This is a genomic window from Frigoribacterium sp. VKM Ac-2530 (genome assembly GCF_015350835.1).
Lineage (GTDB): Bacteria > Actinomycetota > Actinomycetes > Actinomycetales > Microbacteriaceae > Frigoribacterium.
In genome coordinates this window covers 780,136-796,956 of record NZ_JADKSE010000002.1, presented here as the reverse complement: position 1 = coordinate 796,956, position 16,821 = coordinate 780,136, and the positions used below count along the sequence as shown (strand labels likewise).

General features: G+C 70.9%; 14 protein-coding genes. 8 read left to right on the top strand and 6 right to left on the bottom strand.

Annotated features, from left to right (window positions below):
• The first annotated feature begins 119 nt into the window (after positions 1-119).
• Positions 120-668, top strand: a complete 549-nt coding sequence (locus ITJ48_RS16550) for a DUF4190 domain-containing protein (protein ID WP_194613934.1) — start codon at positions 120-122, stop codon at positions 666-668.
• A gap of 72 nt (positions 669-740) precedes the next feature.
• On the opposite strand, the gene ITJ48_RS12625 is transcribed toward ITJ48_RS16550, so the two are convergent.
• On the bottom strand, positions 741-1,928 hold the full coding sequence (locus ITJ48_RS12625) for an SAM-dependent methyltransferase (protein WP_194613933.1): 1,188 nt from the start codon (positions 1,926-1,928) through the stop codon (positions 741-743).
• A gap of 141 nt (positions 1,929-2,069) precedes the next feature.
• Here ITJ48_RS12625 and groES point away from each other — a divergent pair, with 141 nt between their 5' ends.
• The 3 genes from groES (at position 2,070) to ITJ48_RS12610 (ending at position 5,011) form a co-directional block, all read left to right on the top strand.
• A complete protein-coding gene (gene groES / locus ITJ48_RS12620) occupies positions 2,070-2,366 on the top strand; it encodes a co-chaperone GroES (protein ID WP_123355202.1) in 297 nt (98 codons plus the stop codon).
• A gap of 161 nt (positions 2,367-2,527) precedes the next feature.
• The gene (rarD, locus tag ITJ48_RS12615; protein ID WP_194613932.1) at positions 2,528-3,568 is read left to right on the top strand and encodes an EamA family transporter RarD; all 1,041 of its coding nucleotides are present in this window, start codon (positions 2,528-2,530) and stop codon (positions 3,566-3,568) included.
• Positions 3,569-3,676: 108 nt separating this feature from the next.
• Complete coding sequence (locus tag ITJ48_RS12610; protein ID WP_194613931.1) at positions 3,677-5,011, top strand: ABC transporter substrate-binding protein; 1,335 nt, start codon at positions 3,677-3,679, stop codon at positions 5,009-5,011.
• Positions 5,012-5,545: 534 nt separating this feature from the next.
• Here ITJ48_RS12610 and ITJ48_RS12605 read toward each other — a convergent pair.
• The 4 genes from ITJ48_RS12605 to ITJ48_RS12590 all read right to left on the bottom strand — a co-directional run bounded on the left by ITJ48_RS12605 (position 5,546) and on the right by ITJ48_RS12590 (position 9,858).
• The gene (locus ITJ48_RS12605) at positions 5,546-6,313 is read right to left on the bottom strand and encodes an ABC transporter ATP-binding protein (protein ID WP_370544967.1); all 768 of its coding nucleotides are present in this window, start codon (positions 6,311-6,313) and stop codon (positions 5,546-5,548) included.
• Positions 6,314-6,330: 17 nt separating this feature from the next.
• Complete coding sequence (locus ITJ48_RS12600; RefSeq protein WP_370544966.1) at positions 6,331-7,398, bottom strand: ABC transporter ATP-binding protein; 1,068 nt, start codon at positions 7,396-7,398, stop codon at positions 6,331-6,333.
• A gap of 94 nt (positions 7,399-7,492) precedes the next feature.
• The gene (locus ITJ48_RS12595) at positions 7,493-8,479 is read right to left on the bottom strand and encodes a branched-chain amino acid ABC transporter permease (protein ID WP_194613928.1); all 987 of its coding nucleotides are present in this window, start codon (positions 8,477-8,479) and stop codon (positions 7,493-7,495) included.
• Positions 8,480-8,490: 11 nt separating this feature from the next.
• On the bottom strand, positions 8,491-9,858 hold the full coding sequence (locus tag ITJ48_RS12590; RefSeq protein ID WP_370544912.1) for a branched-chain amino acid ABC transporter permease: 1,368 nt from the start codon (positions 9,856-9,858) through the stop codon (positions 8,491-8,493).
• Positions 9,859-10,133: 275 nt separating this feature from the next.
• Here ITJ48_RS12590 and guaB point away from each other — a divergent pair, with 275 nt between their 5' ends.
• Positions 10,134-11,636: an IMP dehydrogenase gene (gene guaB, locus ITJ48_RS12585; RefSeq protein ID WP_123547730.1), complete on the top strand. Its 1,503-nt coding sequence runs from the start codon at positions 10,134-10,136 to the stop codon at positions 11,634-11,636.
• Between the two features lie 94 nt (positions 11,637-11,730).
• On the opposite strand, the gene ITJ48_RS12580 is transcribed toward guaB, so the two are convergent.
• Positions 11,731-12,684 (bottom strand): hypothetical protein, encoded by a 954-nt coding sequence (locus ITJ48_RS12580; protein WP_194613927.1) that lies wholly within the window; start codon positions 12,682-12,684, stop codon positions 11,731-11,733.
• A gap of 290 nt (positions 12,685-12,974) precedes the next feature.
• On the opposite strand from ITJ48_RS12580, the gene ITJ48_RS12575 reads away from it, so the two are divergent.
• The 3 genes from ITJ48_RS12575 to ITJ48_RS12565 all read left to right on the top strand — a co-directional run bounded on the left by ITJ48_RS12575 (position 12,975) and on the right by ITJ48_RS12565 (position 16,817).
• Positions 12,975-14,096 (top strand): GuaB3 family IMP dehydrogenase-related protein, encoded by a 1,122-nt coding sequence (locus tag ITJ48_RS12575; protein ID WP_123547732.1) that lies wholly within the window; start codon positions 12,975-12,977, stop codon positions 14,094-14,096.
• A gap of 117 nt (positions 14,097-14,213) precedes the next feature.
• A complete protein-coding gene (locus tag ITJ48_RS12570) occupies positions 14,214-16,073 on the top strand; it encodes a glycerol-3-phosphate dehydrogenase/oxidase (protein WP_194613926.1) in 1,860 nt (619 codons plus the stop codon).
• Between the two features lie 231 nt (positions 16,074-16,304).
• Entirely contained in the window at positions 16,305-16,817 is a 513-nt protein-coding gene (locus tag ITJ48_RS12565; protein WP_370544911.1) for a cation:proton antiporter regulatory subunit, read from the top strand.
• Positions 16,818-16,821: the final 4 nt, after the last annotated feature.

Below are 16,821 nucleotides of genomic sequence, written 5' to 3'. Positions count from 1 at the left end.
CGCAGCCTCCGGCGTCGGCTCCGTACGGTGCGCCGCAGCCTCCGGCGTCGGCTCCGTACGGTGCGCCGCAGCCTCCGGCGTCGGCTCCGTACGGTGCGCCGCAGCCTCCGCCTCGGCCCGTGTACGGGCAGCCGGGCCAGCAGCCGTCGCCGGCCTACGGCCAGCCTGCTCAGCAGCAGCAGTACGGGGTCCCGCCGCAGCCTCCGCAGCAGTACGGGGTCCCGCCGCAGCCGACGCAGCAGTACGGCTTCCCGCCCCAGCCTCAGCCGCAGTACGGTGCCCCGCAGCAGCAGTACGGCGCGCCTCAGCAGCCCTACGGCGCACCCCAGCAGCCCTACGGGGCGGCGTACTCGCCCTATGCCTCCGCAGGTGCCACGAAGCCCTCGAACGTCCTCAGCATCCTGTCGCTCGTCGCGTCGATCGTCGGGTTCCTCGGGGTCATCGTCACCTTCGGCGGCGGTGTCGTGTTCTCGATCGCCGCGGTCGTGCTCGGCCACATCGCCGGCCGGCGTGAGCGGCAGTCGCGCAAGCTCTGGCTCCCGGGCCTCATCGTCGGCTACGCGGGCATCGCCCTCGCGGTGGTCATCTGGATCGGGCTGATCGTGTTCTTCGCGAGCATGCCCGGCGGGTCGTCCGGCACCTTCGACGGGGGCTACGGACAGTCCTGACCCGCGCCTCCCAGGGGCAGGTCGTCCGGGCGGCGGTCCGTCGAGACGGCCGGCCGCCGGGACGACCGGACGTCAGACGCGCTCGCAGAGCAGCGCCGTGTGGCGACCGGCCACCCGGGTCAGCACGAGGGTCGCGGCGTGCGTGCCCTGCAGCGACAGCCGCTTGCGGAACGTCGCAGGGTCGACGTCGACGCCGCGCTTCTTGATCTCCAGGCGGCCGATGCCGCGGGTGCGCAGCTCGCGCTTGAGGGTCTTCTCGTCGAGCGGGAACGTCTCGACCACGCGGAACACCTGGGCGAACGGCGTCTCGACCGCCTCGTCCGAGGTGAGCCAGGCGATGTCGCGGCTGAGCGTGCGGGCGCCGAGGCGCCGGGCGAGGTCGCCGATCAGCCGGGCACGGATGACGGCCCCGTCGGGCTCGTAGAGGTACTCCCTGAGCTCGCCGACCTCGACGTCGTCGGAGTCGGCGGCGGCGGTCAGCTCCGCCGCACCGTGCGCGCCCACCACGAGCGCGGCCCGCCCCACGCCGGGGCGGGCGAGCGGCCCGAACCAGACGCCCACCTCGACGACCTCGCGGTCGACCGAGATCCACTGGCACTCGGCGTCGAGGGGCAGCAGCTCGCGGTCGACGCCGGGGCCGAGCTTCACGCCGGTCGGCAGGCGCTCGGCCCAGCCGAACGCGACGTCGAGCGAGGGCGACCAGTCGGCCGGGTCGGCCAGGCGCCTCGTCGCAGCGTGGCCGGCCGTGCGGCGGGCCGGGTCGAGGAACACGCCCTCGACGTCGCCGACGTCGACCGTCGCGGCGTCGCCCTGGACGACGCGTGACGAAGCCCAGGGCGCGAGGTTGTAGGAGGCGACGGCCGCGGTGACCTCGTCGCGGTCGACCGCCAGCACGTCCAGCTCGAGGGCGGCCAGCGCGAGCGCGTCGCCGCCGATGCCGCAGCCGAGGTCGGCGACGCTGCCGAGCCCGGCGGCTCGGTAGCGGCCGGCGTGACGGGCGGCGACGGGGAGGCGCGTGGCCTGCTCGAGACCGGCCTCGGTGAAGAGCATGCGGCTGGCGAAGTCGCCGAACTTCGCGACGGCCTTGGCCCGGAGCCGCGACTGGCTCAGCACGGCGGCGACGAGGGAGGGCGAGTGTCCCTGCCGGCGGAGCGCTGCGACAGCGCCGACGACGTCGTCGGACGCGCTCCACGCCGGGAGCGAGTCGAGCAGTCGGAGCCCCTCGGGCGAGAGCACGTCGAGCAGCTCAGCAGTGTCCATGGGACCAGTCTCGCCCATCGCCGACCGACTCTGGCACTCGGATTGACCGAGTGCCAGTTCGGCTCTACAGTTGTTCTGGCACTCGCACGTGGCAAGTGCCAGCCCACGTTCTACGAAGTTCCGAGAAAGCAGAGGTCAACCGTGTCGGTCTCCATCAAGCCGCTCGAAGATCGCATCGTCATCCAGCAGGTCGAAGCCGAGCAGACCACGGCTTCCGGCCTCGTGATCCCCGACACCGCCAAGGAGAAGCCCCAGGAGGGCGAGGTCGTGGCGGTCGGACCGGGTCGCATCGACGACAACGGCAACCGCGTGCCGCTCGACGTCGCCGTCGGCGACAAGGTCATCTACAGCAAGTACGGCGGCACCGAGGTCAAGTACGCCGGCGAGGACTACCTCGTCCTCTCGGCGCGCGACGTCCTCGCCGTCATCGTCCGCTAGGCAGACGACGCACCTGCTCCACCCGGAGGCCCCCGCCCAGGCGGGGGCCTCCGTCGTCCCCGGCCGGGAACGGCAGCGGAGCGAGCCAGCGTGGCAGGAGTGGCCGTGTCCGACGACGGCGGCCCGCCCTAGAGTCGTCCCGTGAACCGCAGAGCGCTCTCGTGACCCGCACCCGCACCTCCTCGTCGGGCGGCCTCGCCTACGCCGTCAGCGCCTACGGCCTGTGGGGCGTGCTGCCGGTGTTCTTCCTGCTCATGTCGCCCTCGGGGCCGTTCGAGATCGTCTCGTGGCGCATCCTGTTCTCCCTCGCCTTCTGCGTCGTGCTGCTCGCCGTCACCCGAGGGTTCCCGGCGTTCCTCGCCCTGCTGCGGCAGGGCCGCGTCGTCGGCACCATGGCGCTGGCCGGCGTGCTCATCGTCGTCAACTGGACGACCTTCATCGTCGCGACCCTGGCCGGGCACGTGGTCGAGGCCGCCCTCGGCTACTTCATCAACCCCATCGTCACGGTGCTGCTCGCGGTGCTGGTGCTGCGCGAGCGCCTCCGGCCGGTGCAGTGGGTCGCGATCGGCCTGAGCGCCGTGGCCGTCGTCGTCATCACGGTGGGCACGGGTGGCGTGCCGTGGCCCTCGCTGATCATGGCCTTCTCGTTCGGGGCCTACGGGCTCGTCAAGAAGCAGATGGGCGGCAAGGTCGACGCCGTCAGCGGGCTGACGCTCGAGACGATGGCGGTCGCGCCGTTCGCGGCGGTCGCGCTCGTCGTGCTGGCCGTCACGGGCATCGGCGGGGGCGTCGTGTTCGGCTCCGTCAGCCTCGTGCACACGCTGACGGTGATCAGCTCGGGGATCGTGACGGCGGTGCCGCTCCTGCTCTTCGCCGCCGCCGCACGTCGGCTGCCCCTGGCGACCATCGGGCTGACCCAGTACCTCGCGCCCGTCCTGCAGTTCGTCGTCGGGGTCGTGCTGCTGCACGAGCAGATGCCGACGAGCCGGTGGGTCGGCTTCGCGATCGTCTGGGTCGCGCTGATCGTGCTGACGACCGACATGGTCCTGACGAGCCGGAGGAGCCGGGCGCGAGGCCGGGAGGCCGACCGCGCGGCGGCGCTGGCCTCCGCCCCCGCCGGCGGACGTGACGCCGGCCCCGCGGACGAGCGCGCTGCAGGTGCTGAGTCGATGTCACGAATTGCTAACGAAACGGCAGGGTGACCGGGAGAACACACGCAGGAAACATTCCGCCCCTAGTTTCTTCTCAATCGCGGGGACCGTCCACCTAGTGTCGGTCCGGCTGTACGCGCTTCATGAAAGGGACCACGGATGATCCGATCCACCAAAGGGCTGAGGGCCCTGGCGCTCGCAGGAGCCGCCTCCGTTCTGCTCGCAGCCTGTTCCACCACCTCCTCCTCGACCGACGACCCGTCGTCGTCCGCGTCGTCGACGACCAAGGCCGACCCCGCGGCCTCCTGCGAGGCGCCCAGCAGCCCCAGCCAGGACGCCCTCCGCATCGGCACCATCCTGCCCAACACGGGCACGCTGGCCTACCTGGCCCCGCCCGCCGAGGCCGGCGTCGGCCTCGCCGTCGAGGACATCAACGCCGCAGGCGGCGTCCTCGGCCAGGACGTCACGATCGACCCCGCCACCGACTCCGGCGACAGCAACGACCTCACCGTCTCGAGCGCCGCAGCGACGCAGCTGATCGACGCGAAGGTGCCGGTCGCGATCGGCGCCGAGTCGTCGAGCGTCACGCTCAACGTCATCGACCAGCTCACCGCCGCCTGCATCGTCGAAATCTCGCCCGCCAACACGGCGACCTCGCTCAGCGGCTACTCGTCGTACTACTTCCGCACTGCTCCGCCGGACTCGGTCCAGGGCAGCGCGCTCGGCACGCAGATCGTCAACGACGGCCGTGCCAACGTCGCGTTCCTCGTCTTCAACGACACCTACGGCACGGGCCTGCGCGACTCCGTCCAGGAGTCGATCGAGGCCTCGGGCGGCACCGTCGTCTACGGCGGGTCCGGCGAGGGCCAGGAGTTCCCCCCCGGCCAGACCACGTTCTCGTCCGAGGTGACGGCCGCGCTGGCCACGAACCCCGACGCGATCGTCATCCTCGCCTTCGACGAGACCAAGTCGATCGTCCCCGAGCTCATCTCGCAGGGCGCCGACATCAGCACGGTCTACATGTCGGACGGCAACACCGCCGACTACAGCGAGGACTTCCAGGCCGGCACCCTCGCCGGCGCCCAGGGCACCATCCCGGGTGCGTTCCCGTCGACCGACCTGCAGTCGCGGTTCGCCGAGTTCTACCAGCGCACCGCGGGCTCGGCCCTGGCCGACTACTCGTACGCACAGGAGTCCTACGACGCCGTCATCCTCGCCGCGCTCGCCGCGGTGAAGGGCGGGGGCACGGACTCGGGCACCATCCAGGCCAACATGGCCGCGGTGTCCGGTGCTGACGAGGGCACCGAGTGCAGCACCTTCGCGGACTGCGTCACGGCCATCGAGGCCGGCGACGACATCCACTACACCGGCCCCTCGGGCATCGGTGCGTTCGACGACCAGAACGACCCGTCGAGCGCCTTCATCGGCATCTACAAGTTCGACGACAACAACGTCCCCGTCTACCAGACGGCGGTCGAGGGCCAGGTCGAGTAACACGGCCCCTGCCTGACGGAGAGGCCCCGGTGCTGCGGCACCGGGGCCTCTCTGCGTGCCCGCGGGTCCTCCCGTGCTCGGGCATCTCTGCGCCTCAGGGCGAGGGCTGTCCCTGTCGCGGACGGGGGTCCTGGGCGGTCGCCCGCGCCTCCTTGAGGCTGGTGGTCGCCGGTCGCTGCTGCCGGGCTCGCAGATGCCGACCACAGGACCTGCGATGACGGACTTTCCGAGGCTCAGTGAGCCGTTGAGAGGCTCACGGTCGGCATCTGCCGACTTCGTCGCGCGCTGAGACGACGACCCCGGCGAAGGAGGTGCGGGCAGCACCCATGCGACAGGTCGCGTCACCGAGACGGCCGCGACGCACCCTCTTCCCCACGCATCCAAGCCGCCCCTCGCACACGACGAAGGCCCCGCACGAGTTCGTACGGGGCCTGATCGTCGCAGTGACGAGAGTGCGTGAGCTGCAAGGCGGAGGCGGCGGGCTATGGCGGAGCCATGCCCGCCGCCGACAACGCCGCAGATCGCGTGCTGTCGTCAGTGCGACTCGTTGACGTCCTTGGCCAGGGTGCCGAGGTAGAGCTCGATGACCTTGGGGTCGTCGGCCAGCTCGCGTCCGGTGCCCGAGTAGGCGTTGCGGCCCTGGTCGAGCACGTAGCCGCGGTCGCAGATCTGCAGGCAGCGCCGGGCGTTCTGCTCGACCATGATGACCGAGACGCCGGCCTTGTTGATGCGGCGGGTGCGGATGAAGGTCTCGTCCTGACGCACCGGCGAGAGGCCGGCCGACGGCTCGTCGAGCAGCAGCACCTTGGGGTCCATCATCAGCGCGCGGGCCATCGCGACCGACTGGCGCTCGCCGCCCGAGAGCGACCCGGCACGCTGGCCGCGGCGGTCGCCGAGCACGGGGAACAGGTCGTAGATGTACTCGAGCCGCTCGACGAACAGCTTGGGGCGGAGGAACATCCCCATCTGCAGGTTCTCCTCGATGGTGAGCGAGGGGAACACGTTGTTCGTCTGCGGCACGAAGCCGACGCCGGCCTGCACGAGCTTGTTCGCCTTGAGGTTCGTGATGTCCTCGCCGCCGAGCGTGACGCTGCCCGAGTGGATCTTGACGAGGCCGAACAGGGCCTTGAGCAGCGTCGACTTGCCGGCGCCGTTCGGGCCGATGATGCCGATCAGCTCGCCGGGGTAGCAGACCAGGTCGCACCCGTTGAGGATGTTCACCCCCGGCAGGTAGCCCGCCGTGAGGTCGCTGGCGTTCATGATCGGCTCGATGCCGGCGAACTTCTCGGTGCCGGGGTGCATCTCGGTCGTCGAGGCGCTCATCGCTTGTCTCCGCTCTGCTGGTCGGCGGCCGCGTTCGTGGCCGCAGGGGTCGACGGGTCGGGGGAGCCGGGCAGGTCGCGCCCCGGCGTGCCGCCCGGGCCGGTCGTCGAGGAGGTGCCCGTCGCGTCGTCGGCACGTGCCGCGTCCTCGGCCGCCACCTCCTGCTCGAGCTCCTCGAGCACCGCGTCCGTCAGCAGCGAGTCGTCGCCGAGGTCGGTGTCGTGGTGCGCGCCGAGGTAGGCGTCGATGACGGCCTGGTCGTCCATCACGGTGTCGGCCGGGCCCTCGGCCACGACCTTGCCCTCGGCCATGACGATGACCCAGTCCGAGATGTGCCGCACCATGTGCATGTCGTGCTCGACGAAGAGCACCGTGGTGCCCTCGTCGCGCAGGCTCTGGATGTGGCCGAGCAGCGACTGCGTCAGGGCCGGGTTCACGCCGGCCATCGGCTCGTCGAGCATGATCATCTCGGGGTCGCTCATCAGGGCGCGGGCCATCTCGAGCAGCTTGCGCTGGCCGCCGGAGAGGCTGCCCGCGTAGTCGTCCTTCTTCTCGTGGAGCTTGAAGCGGTGCAGCAGGTCCTCGGCCTTGACCGTGATCTCGCGCTCACGTGCCCGCCAGAGCGGCGGCACGATGCCGACGAAGAAGTTCTCGCCGGGCTGGTCGCGGGCGCCGAGCAGCATGTTCTGCATGACGGTGAGGCGCGAGAGCGCCTTCGTCAGCTGGAACGTGCGGACCATGCCGGCCCGGGCGACCTTCGCGGCGCCGACGTTGCCCATCGGCTTGCCGTCGAAGACCCACTTGGCCGTGTCGGCCCCGCGGTTGAAGGTGGTCGGTGCCGACGACGCCTTGTCGAACCCGGTGAGCAGGTTGAAGAAGGTCGTCTTGCCGGCGCCGTTCGGGCCGATCAGCGCGGTGATGGCGCCGCGCTGCACCTCGACGTGCTGCACGTCGACGGCCGTCATGCCGCCGAAGCGACGGACGACGTTGTCGACGGTGAGGATCGAGTCGGGCTTGGCCGAGCCGGGGGTGCGCTCGACGCTGCCGAGCTTGCCCCGCAGCACCTCGCGGTCGTAGTCGTAGCCGGGCTTGTCGCGCCGACCGGTCGTGCCGGTCGAGCCGCTCGTGTTCGCCGAGGTCGTGCTCGACGTGTTCGTCTCAGACACTGAACGACAACTCCTTCTTGTTCCCGAGGATCCCTTGCGGGCGGAAGATGATGAGGCACATCAGGGCGATGCCGACGAGGACGTACGAGAACTGGTCCGCCTGCTGGTTGCTCATGATGCTCGCCGGGATGAAGTCGCCTGCCAGGGTGCGGACGAGGAGGCGCACGACGAAGAACAGGATCGCCCCCAGCACCGGTCCGAACACCGTCGCGGCGCCTCCCAGCAGCAGGGCCGTCCAGATGAAGAACGTCGTCGAGCGGCCGAGGGCGTCGGGCTGCACCGACGAGGGCAGCACGTAGATGATGCCGGCCAACGAGCCGATCACGCCTCCGAACACCAGCGCCTGCATCTTGTACGAGAACACGTTCTTCCCGAGGCTGCGCACGGCGTCCTCGTCCTCGCGGATGCCCTTGAGCACGCGGCCCCACGGGCTGCGGCTGAGCAGGAACACGATGAGGCAGAGCAGCGCCACGAGCGCCCAGGCGACGATGCGGATCCACCAGCCGTTGACGCCGTTGTTGTCGTAGGTGAACCACAGGATCGTGGTCTGGCCGTCCGGCAGCGGCGACAGGGCGGTGAACGGGTCGCGGTACGACGAGCCCGTGATGCCGTTCGAGCCGCCGGTCACGTCGGTGAGGATGCTCGAGCGGCCGACCATGCGGATGATCTCCGCGGCGCAGATGGTCACGATGGCGAGGTAGTCGCCCCGCAGCTTCAGCGTCGGCACGCCGAGGATGAGCGCGAACACGAGACCGCCGGCGAGGCCGATGAGCACGGCGAGCCCGAGGGGCAGGCCGTTGACGAGCGAGATCGCGAAGCCGTAGGCGCCGACGAGCAGGAAAGCTGCCTGGCCCATGTTGATCAGGCCGGTGAAGCCGAAGTGGATGTTGAGGCCGATGGCCGCGAGCGCGAACGCCGCGGTGGTCGGGGCGAGCGCCTCGCCGGTGAGCTGGCGGATGAGGTCGATGACGTAGTCCATGGTTCTTCCCCTCAACCGATCCGCTCGGCGCGACCGAAGATGCCCTGCGGCCGGAACAGCAGGATGACGATCAGGATGAGCAGTGCGGTGGCGTACTTGAAGTCACCCGGGAGCACCAGGTTGGTGAGCTCGACGATGACGCCGATGATGAGCGAGCCGACGAGCGCCCCGAAGGAGGTGCCCAGTCCGCCGAGCGTGACGGCCGCGAACATGAGCAGCAGGATCTGCAGGCCGGTCATCCAGTTGACGCCGTTGAGCACGAGGCCGAGCATCACGCCGGAGAGGCCCGCGAGGCCGGCGGCCAGCACCCAGACCAGGCGGATGATGCGGTCGACGTCGATGCCGGAGGCGGCTGCCAGGGCCGGGTTGTCCGAGACGGCGCGGGTGGCGCGGCCGGTGCGCGTCTTCGTGAGGAACAGCCCGGTGAGCACGAGCACCACGATCGAGATGCCCATGGCCACGTACGACTGCACCGTCAGGGTGACCCCGGCGAGCGTGATCGTCGTCGGGTTGGCCGTCTGGATGCGCACCGTCGCGGCGCCGAAGAAGTACTGGAACGCGTACTGCAGCGCGATCGAGAGGCCGATGGTGACGATCATCAGCTGGGTGAGGCTCAGCCCCCTCTTCCGGAGTGGTTTCCAGATCGCGGCGTCCTGCAGGAACCCGGTCGCGGCACAGATGACCACCGTCAGCGTCGCCGCCAGGAAGATGTTCATGCCGAGCTGGTTCGCGAAGACGTAGGCGAGGAGCCCGCCGAGGGTGACCTGCTCGCCGTGCGAGAAGCTGCTGAGGCCCGTGGTGCCGTAGATCAGCGAGAGGCCGATGGCCGCGAGGGCCAGCAGCAGGCCGAGGCGGATGCCCGAGGCGAACTGCTGCGCGACGCGGTCCCAGCTGAACGACGAGGCCTGCGCGCCGCCGGTGGTGGCGCCCTCGGTCTCGCTGAGCTGGAAGATCACGCCGGCGTTGGCGCCGAGCGTGGCGTTCACCATGCGCTCGTCCTGCTCCGCGTTGGTGAGGAACTGGCCGTCGGGCAGCGAGTCGGTGTCGAGGGTGACCGTGTACTGGCCGGCCTCGGTGACGGGCAGCGCCCAGCGGCCGGTGCCGTCCACCTCCGCGGTCTGCTCGAAGCCGCCGGGGCCGGCCACCTGCAGGACGACCCCGCTCGCGGGCTCGCCCTCCGAGGTGCGGATGCTGCCCTGGATGCAGCCGGTGGCGGGGTCGACGGCGCACGAGGCGGTCGCGCCGCCGGACGCGTGGGCTGCGGCGGGCGCCAGCATCACCGAGACGAAGGAGCCGGCGAGGCCGAGCAACAGCGCGAGGACGGTGACGATCAGGGCAGGCCGCAGCGCGCGCGGTGCGATGGTCGTGTCGGGTTTCACGGAACCTCCTGGACAGGTGCCAGTCGGGGCGATGCCCCGGGTGCCGCTGGCTCACCGTCGTTGGTGAAGATACTTTCGCTGTGTGTCGGCCGTGTTTCGTGCAGGACACAGGCGAGAGTCGAAAATTCGTCACCCAATCGTGTCCTTCTGGCCGTTCTGCAGCGTGTCAGGGCCAGGAATGCAGGAGGCGCGGGCCGGGTTAAGATCGATCACCGGAGTCGACGGCGATCCGGTGCTCCCTCCTCCCACCTCACTCGCTCCTTCGAAGGGGACTCATGGACCAGCCGGATCCGTTCGGATTCATCGGACTCACGTACGACGACGTCATGCTCCTCCCCGGGCGCACGGACGTGATCCCGAGCGAGGCGGACACCTCGTCGCGCCTCACCAAGCGCATCCGCGTCGCCGTCCCGCTGCTCTCCGCCGCGATGGACACGGTCACCGAGTCGCGCATGGCGATCGCCATGGCCCGCCAGGGCGGCATCGGCATCATCCACCGCAACCTCTCGATCGAGGACCAGGCGGCGCACGTCGACAAGGTCAAGCGCAGCGAGTCGGGCATGATCACGAACCCCGTCACCACCTCGCCGGACGCGACCGTGGCCGAGGTCGACGCCCTGTGCGGCCAGTTCCGCGTCTCCGGCCTGCCGGTCGTCGAGCGCGACGGCACGCTCGTGGGCATCATCACCAACCGCGACATGCGATTCGTCTCGCCGTTCGAGATGCAGACGACCTTCGTGCGCGACGTCATGACGAAGGCGCCGCTCATCACGGCCTCCGAGGGCGTCGACCCCGACTCCGCCGTCGCGATCTTCGCCCAGCACAAGATCGAGAAGCTGCCCCTCGTCGACGAGTCGGGCAAGCTGCGCGGCCTCATCACCGTGAAGGACTTCGACAAGAGCGAGAAGTACCCCGACGCCACGAAGGACGACGAGGGCCGCCTCCGCGTCGGCGCCGCGATCGGCTTCTTCGGCGACGCCTGGAAGCGCGCCTGTGCGCTCCGCGACGCAGGCGTCGACGTGCTCGTCGTCGACACCGCCAACGGCGAGAGCGCCGGCGAGCTCGACATGATCAAGCGCATCAAGGCCGACCCGTCGTTCGCGGCGATCGACGTCATCGGCGGCAACGTCGCGACCCGCTCGGGCGCCGAGGCGCTCATCGAGGCGGGCGCCGACGCCATCAAGGTCGGCGTGGGCCCCGGCTCGATCTGCACCACCCGCGTCGTGTCGGGCGTGGGCGTGCCCCAGGTCACCGCCGTCTACGAGGCGTCGCTCGCCGCCCGGGAGGCCGGCGTGCCGGTCATCGCCGACGGCGGCCTGCAGTACTCGGGCGACATCGCCAAGGCGCTGGTCGCCGGCGCGGACACGGTCATGCTCGGCTCGCTGCTCGCCGGCTGCGACGAGAGCCCCGGCGACCTCGTCTTCGTGAACGGCAAGCAGTTCAAGAACTACCGCGGCATGGGCTCCCTCGGGGCCATGCAGACCCGCGGCAAGAACACGTCGTACTCGAAGGACCGGTACTTCCAGGCCGACGTCCCCACCGACGACAAGCTGATCCCCGAGGGCGTCGAGGGCCAGGTGCCCTACCGCGGCGCGCTCGGCAACGTCGTCTACCAGCTCACCGGCGGGCTGCGCCAGTCGATGTTCTACGTGGGCGGCCGCACGGTCGACGAGCTGAAGATGAAGGGCAAGTTCGTCCGCATCACGGCGGCCGGCCTCAAGGAGAGCCACCCGCACGACCTGCAGATGGTCGTCGAGGCGCCCAACTACCGCCGCTAGCGCCGCGCCGCGCCGCGCCGCGCTGCGCCTCATGTCGTAGGCGAAAAGGGACGAGGTAGGGGTGGGCCCACCCCTACCTCGTCCCTTATCGCCGTCACCGCTCCCGCGCGACGCCTGCACGGGGCAGCTTGTCCGTGAGTCGCGAGGCGTCGGCGATGTCTCGGCGCGTCCATCGGACGAAGCCCGCCGTCGAGGTCAGGGCACGGAGACGGTCTTCGCGTGACTTCTCGTCCTGGACGACCTGTTCCGGCGTGCGACCGTGCCGGTACGTCGCACCCCGGTACTTGACGTCACCGTCGAATTCCCCGAGCACGAGACGGTCCGGCTCGTCCGGGACGGGGAACGCGAAGTCGACGACCCCGATGAGTCCGTCCCCGTCGGAGAACGGGACCTGCAGCTCGGGTGCGACGAACCCGGCGTCGTGCGCGACGACGCGACTGACGGACTCGCCGGGTGACTCGCCACCGGGGTTCCCGAAGTCGACGGCCCAGGACGCTGTCCGGCGTCGCCGTGCAGCGGGGTGGACGGCGAGCAGGGCACGGAGGTGCTCGCGCGTCGACAGCCCCGAGTGCAGCAGGTGGTCGGCGAGGACGACAGCCTGGACCCGGCTCCGCGACAGGAGCAGGTCCGTGACGGTCCTGTCGAGGGAGGTGACCGGGAGTCCCGAGCGCGTCGCGCGTTCCTCGAGAGGAAGGGGCGAGGCGCGGACGCGGAGGCGGGCGGTCGACGTGCCGCGTCGGGCGGTCGGGTCGACGAGCTCGACGGGTCCGGTAGGCCACCCCCATGTCGGGAGGCCCCAGACGAGCGCGGCTGATTCGTGGGAGAGGAGGAGCCCGGCCTTCCGGCGAGTCACGAGGGCGGCGACCGCACGGCGACGATGCTGCTCCCGTGGGTCGAGCGTGTGCCACACGCCGGCCTGTACGTAGGCACCGGGCCAGACACGCACGAGCGTCCCGGAGGCGCATGCGCGGGCGAGCTTGCGGTCGTCACGACCCGACGCGACGAGATCCCGGGCGAGCAACAGGTCGTCGGCAGCGAGGGAGGCCATGACGCGAGCCTGCAGGGACCGGGAGTCCGGGCCGTGTCGATGACGAAGGCCTGGGGAGAGTCACGCTGCTGGGTGCGGAGGTGGAGGGACCGCACATGACGCATTCCTTCGCCCGCGGGCGGCGAGAAGGGACGCGGCAGGGGCGTGCCCACACCTGCCGTGTCCCACGACGCCCACGTGGGACGAAGCGCGAGGGACGAGCAGCGCCGGGCGCCGGCGGGTGGCGGCGGGCGGCGGCGCTGGCAGGCGGGCCCCGGGGCGCCGGCCTGCGCCTCCGGTAGGGTTGCGGCGTGACTGAGGTAGAGATCGGCGTTTCCAAGCGCGCGCGCCGCGCCTATGCGTTCGACGACATCGCGATCGTCCCGAGCCGGCGCACCCGCGACCCCCGAGACGTGTCCGTCAGCTGGTCGATCGACGCGTTCCACTTCGAGTCGCCGATCATCGCGGCCCCGATGGACTCGGTCGTGAGCCCCGCGACGGCCATCCGCATCGGCGAGCTCGGCGGCCTCGGCGTCCTCGACCTCGAGGGCGTCTGGACGCGCTACGACGACCCGGAGGCGGTTCTCGCCGAGATCCGCGGGCTGCCCGAGGACGAGACGGTCGCCCGCATGCAGCAGATCTACGCCGAGCCGATCAAGCCCGAGCTGGTGACGGCGCGCATCGCCGAGATCCGCGCCGCCGGCGTGCCGGTCGCCGGCTCGCTCAGCCCGCAGCGCACGCAAGACCTCTACCAGACGGTCGTCGACGCCGGCGTCGACCTCTTCGTCATCCGCGGCACCACGGTGTCGGCCGAGCACGTGTCGAAGACGACCGAGCCGCTCAACCTCAAGAAGTTCATCTACGAGCTCGACGTGCCGGTCATCGTCGGAGGCGCCTCCACGTACACGTCGGCGCTGCACCTCATGCGCACGGGCGCGGCGGGCGTGCTCGTCGGGTTCGGCGGCGGTGCCGCCAGCACGACCCGCGCCTCCTTGGGCATCCACGCTCCGATGGCGACCGCGGTCGCCGACGTCGCCGGTGCGCGTCGCGACTACCTCGACGAGTCGGGCGGGCGCTACGTCCACGTCATCGCCGACGGCGGGCTCGGCACCTCCGGCGACATCGTGAAGGCCGTCGCCTGCGGCGCCGACGCGGTCATGCTGGGTGCCGCGCTGGCCCGCGCCACCGACGTGCCCGGCGGCGGGTTCCACTGGGGCGCCGAGGCGCACCACCCCGAGCTGCCGCGAGGCCGTCGCGTCCACGTCGGCCAGGTCGGCACGCTCGAGAAGATCCTCTACGGACCGGCCGACTCGGTCGACGGCCAGGCGAACATCATCGGCGCGCTCCGCCGCTCGATGGCGACGACCGGCTACAGCGACCTCAAGGAGTTCCAGCGCAGCGAGGTCGTCGTCGCTCCCTACCAGCCGCACTAGGCGGCATCGCCTCCCCAGGCACCCCGATCTCACCTGGCGCTGCCAGCTGATCGGGCGTTGGATGGTCGCATGCACGGGTCCTCGGGCCCGCGACCGATCCGACGATGGAGGCACCGCATGGCCACGACCGCGACCGAATCCCTCTCCGCGAAGCTCGGGCCAGACGAGCGCGAGCGCGCCGTCGAGGCGCTGAAGACCGAAGAGCTCGACATCCTCGTGATCGGGGGCGGCATCGTCGGGGCAGGCTCCGCCCTCGACGCGGTCACGCGGGGCCTGAACGTCGGCATCGTCGAGGCTCGCGACTGGGGCTCCGGCACCTCGAGCCGTTCCTCGAAGCTGGTGCACGGGGGCATCCGCTACCTCGAGCAGCTCAACTTCCGCCTCGTGCGCGAGGCCCTGATCGAGCGCGGGCTGCTGCTGCAGCGCCTCGCGCCGCACCTCGTCAAGCCCGTGCGGTTCCTCTACCCCCTGAGCAAGCCGGTCTACGAGCGCTTCTACATCGGCGCCGGCATGGCCCTCTACGACATCTTCAGCTGGACGGGCGGGCGTCCGCCCGGGGTGCCCCACCACCGCCACCTCAGCAAGACGCAGGTGCTCCGGGCGATCCCGAGCCTCTCGAAGGACGCGGTCGTCGGCGGCCTCACCTACTACGACGCCCAGGTCGACGACGCCCGCTACGTCTCGTCGCTCGTGCGCACGGCGTCGAGCTACGGCGCGCACGCCGCCAGCCGCGTGCGGGTCGAGGGCTTCGTCAAGGTCGGCGAGCGCGTCGTCGGCGTGAAGGCGCACGACTACCAGACGGGCGAGCACTTCGAGATCCGCGCGAAGCAGGTCGTCAACGCGACCGGCGTGTGGACGGACGACACCCAGGCCATGGTCGGCGAGCGGGGCCAGTTCAAGGTCCGCGCGTCGAAGGGCGTGCACCTCGTCGTGCCCCGCGACCGCATCCACTCCGACATGGGCATGATCTTCCGCACCGAGAAGAGCGTCCTGTTCGTCATCCCGTGGGGCCGCCACTGGCTGGTCGGCACGACCGACACCGACTGGGACCTCGACAAGGCGCACCCGGCGGCGACGGCGGCCGACATCGACTACATCCTCGAGCACGTCAACAAGGTGATGGCCGTGCCCCTCACCCGCGACGACGTCGAGGGCGTCTACGCGGGTCTCCGGCCCCTGCTGGCCGGCGAGTCCGACCAGACGTCGAAGCTGTCGCGTGAGCACATCGTCGCGCACACCGTGCCCGGCCTCGTGGTCGTCGCCGGCGGCAAGTGGACCACGTACCGCGTGATGGCCGAGGACGCGATCGACGAGGCGGTCGCCGCGCTCGACGGCCGCATCCCCGAGAGCACCACGATGGAGATCCCGCTGCTCGGCGCCGAGGGCTACCACGCCGCCTGGAACAAGCGCGGCAAGATCGCGAAGCAGCTCGGCGTGCACAAGGCGCGGGTCGAGCACCTGCTGAACCGCTACGGCACGCTGACCGACGAGGTCCTCGCGCTGGTCCGCGAGCGTCCCGAGCTCGCCGAGCCGCTGCCGGGAGCCGACGACTACATCGGGGCCGAGGTCGTCTACGCGGCCAGCCACGAGAGCGCCCTCCACCTCGAGGACGTCCTGGCGAGGCGCACCCGCATCTCGATCGAGGCGTGGGACAGGGGCGAGTCCGCCGCTCCCGTCGCCGCGAAGCTGATGGCCGAGGTGCTCGGCTGGTCCGACGCCGAGACCGAGGAGGAGGTCGGCAACTACCTCAAGCGCGTCGCGGCAGAGCGCGCGAGCCAGCTCGAGCCCGACGACGAGTCCGCCGACCGGGTCCGCCTCGAGGCGCCCGACATCACCTTCGGCTTCGACGAGGACGACATGGTGGTGCCCGGCGCCGACCAGGGCGGCGCGCCCAAGCCCGGCGAGGACGTCGTGGAGCCCGCGGGCACGCCCGGCGACGACACGTCGGCGGACGCCCCAGGCGGTCGCGCCAGCTAGCACCACGAGGTCGCGACGCGACCAGGCTGCAGGAGGCGCGGTGCCCGCTGGTCGGGCACCGCGCCTCCTGCGTCCGCCCGACGAGAACAGCGCGTCGCCCCGGGAACACCGGGGGAGAGGTGCGGGTTGTCCACCGCATGAGCAGCCCGGTGTCCGCGTCCGTGCCCGTCGCTAAGCTGAGACGACTGCCCCTGAGTGACCTGGAGTCGGACCATGGCTGATGTGCGTCGAGTGAAGCTCCCCGGTGTGGGCGTGCTGCACACCTTCGTCACCGACGACGGCGGCAAGTGCGGGGTGATCACGCACCGATCGGGCCACAGCGACCTGATCACGTTCAGCGACGACGCCGACGGTGCCGACGTCAAGAAGGTGTCCCTCCGCCTGAGCGAGGACGAGGCGCACACGCTCGCCGAGCTGCTCGGCGGCACGCGCATCACCGAGTCCCTGTCGGCGCTCGACCAGATCCCGGGCCTCAGCATCGACTGGTTCACGGTCGACTACGACGACCACATCGCCGGCCAGCCTCTCGGCGACCTCGGCGCGAAGGGCGTCGTCGGCCTGACGGTCGTCGCCGTCGTGCGGGGCGACGCGGCGAACCCGGCGCCGTCGGGCGACTTCAAGGTGTTCCCCGGCGACACGCTGGTCGTGGCGGGCAGCCCCGAGAAGGTCGCGAAGGCCTTCGCCTGGTACCGCACGGGCGAGCTGCGCCACCGCAGCCCGGCCGACGCCCCGCCCGGGAGCTGATCGC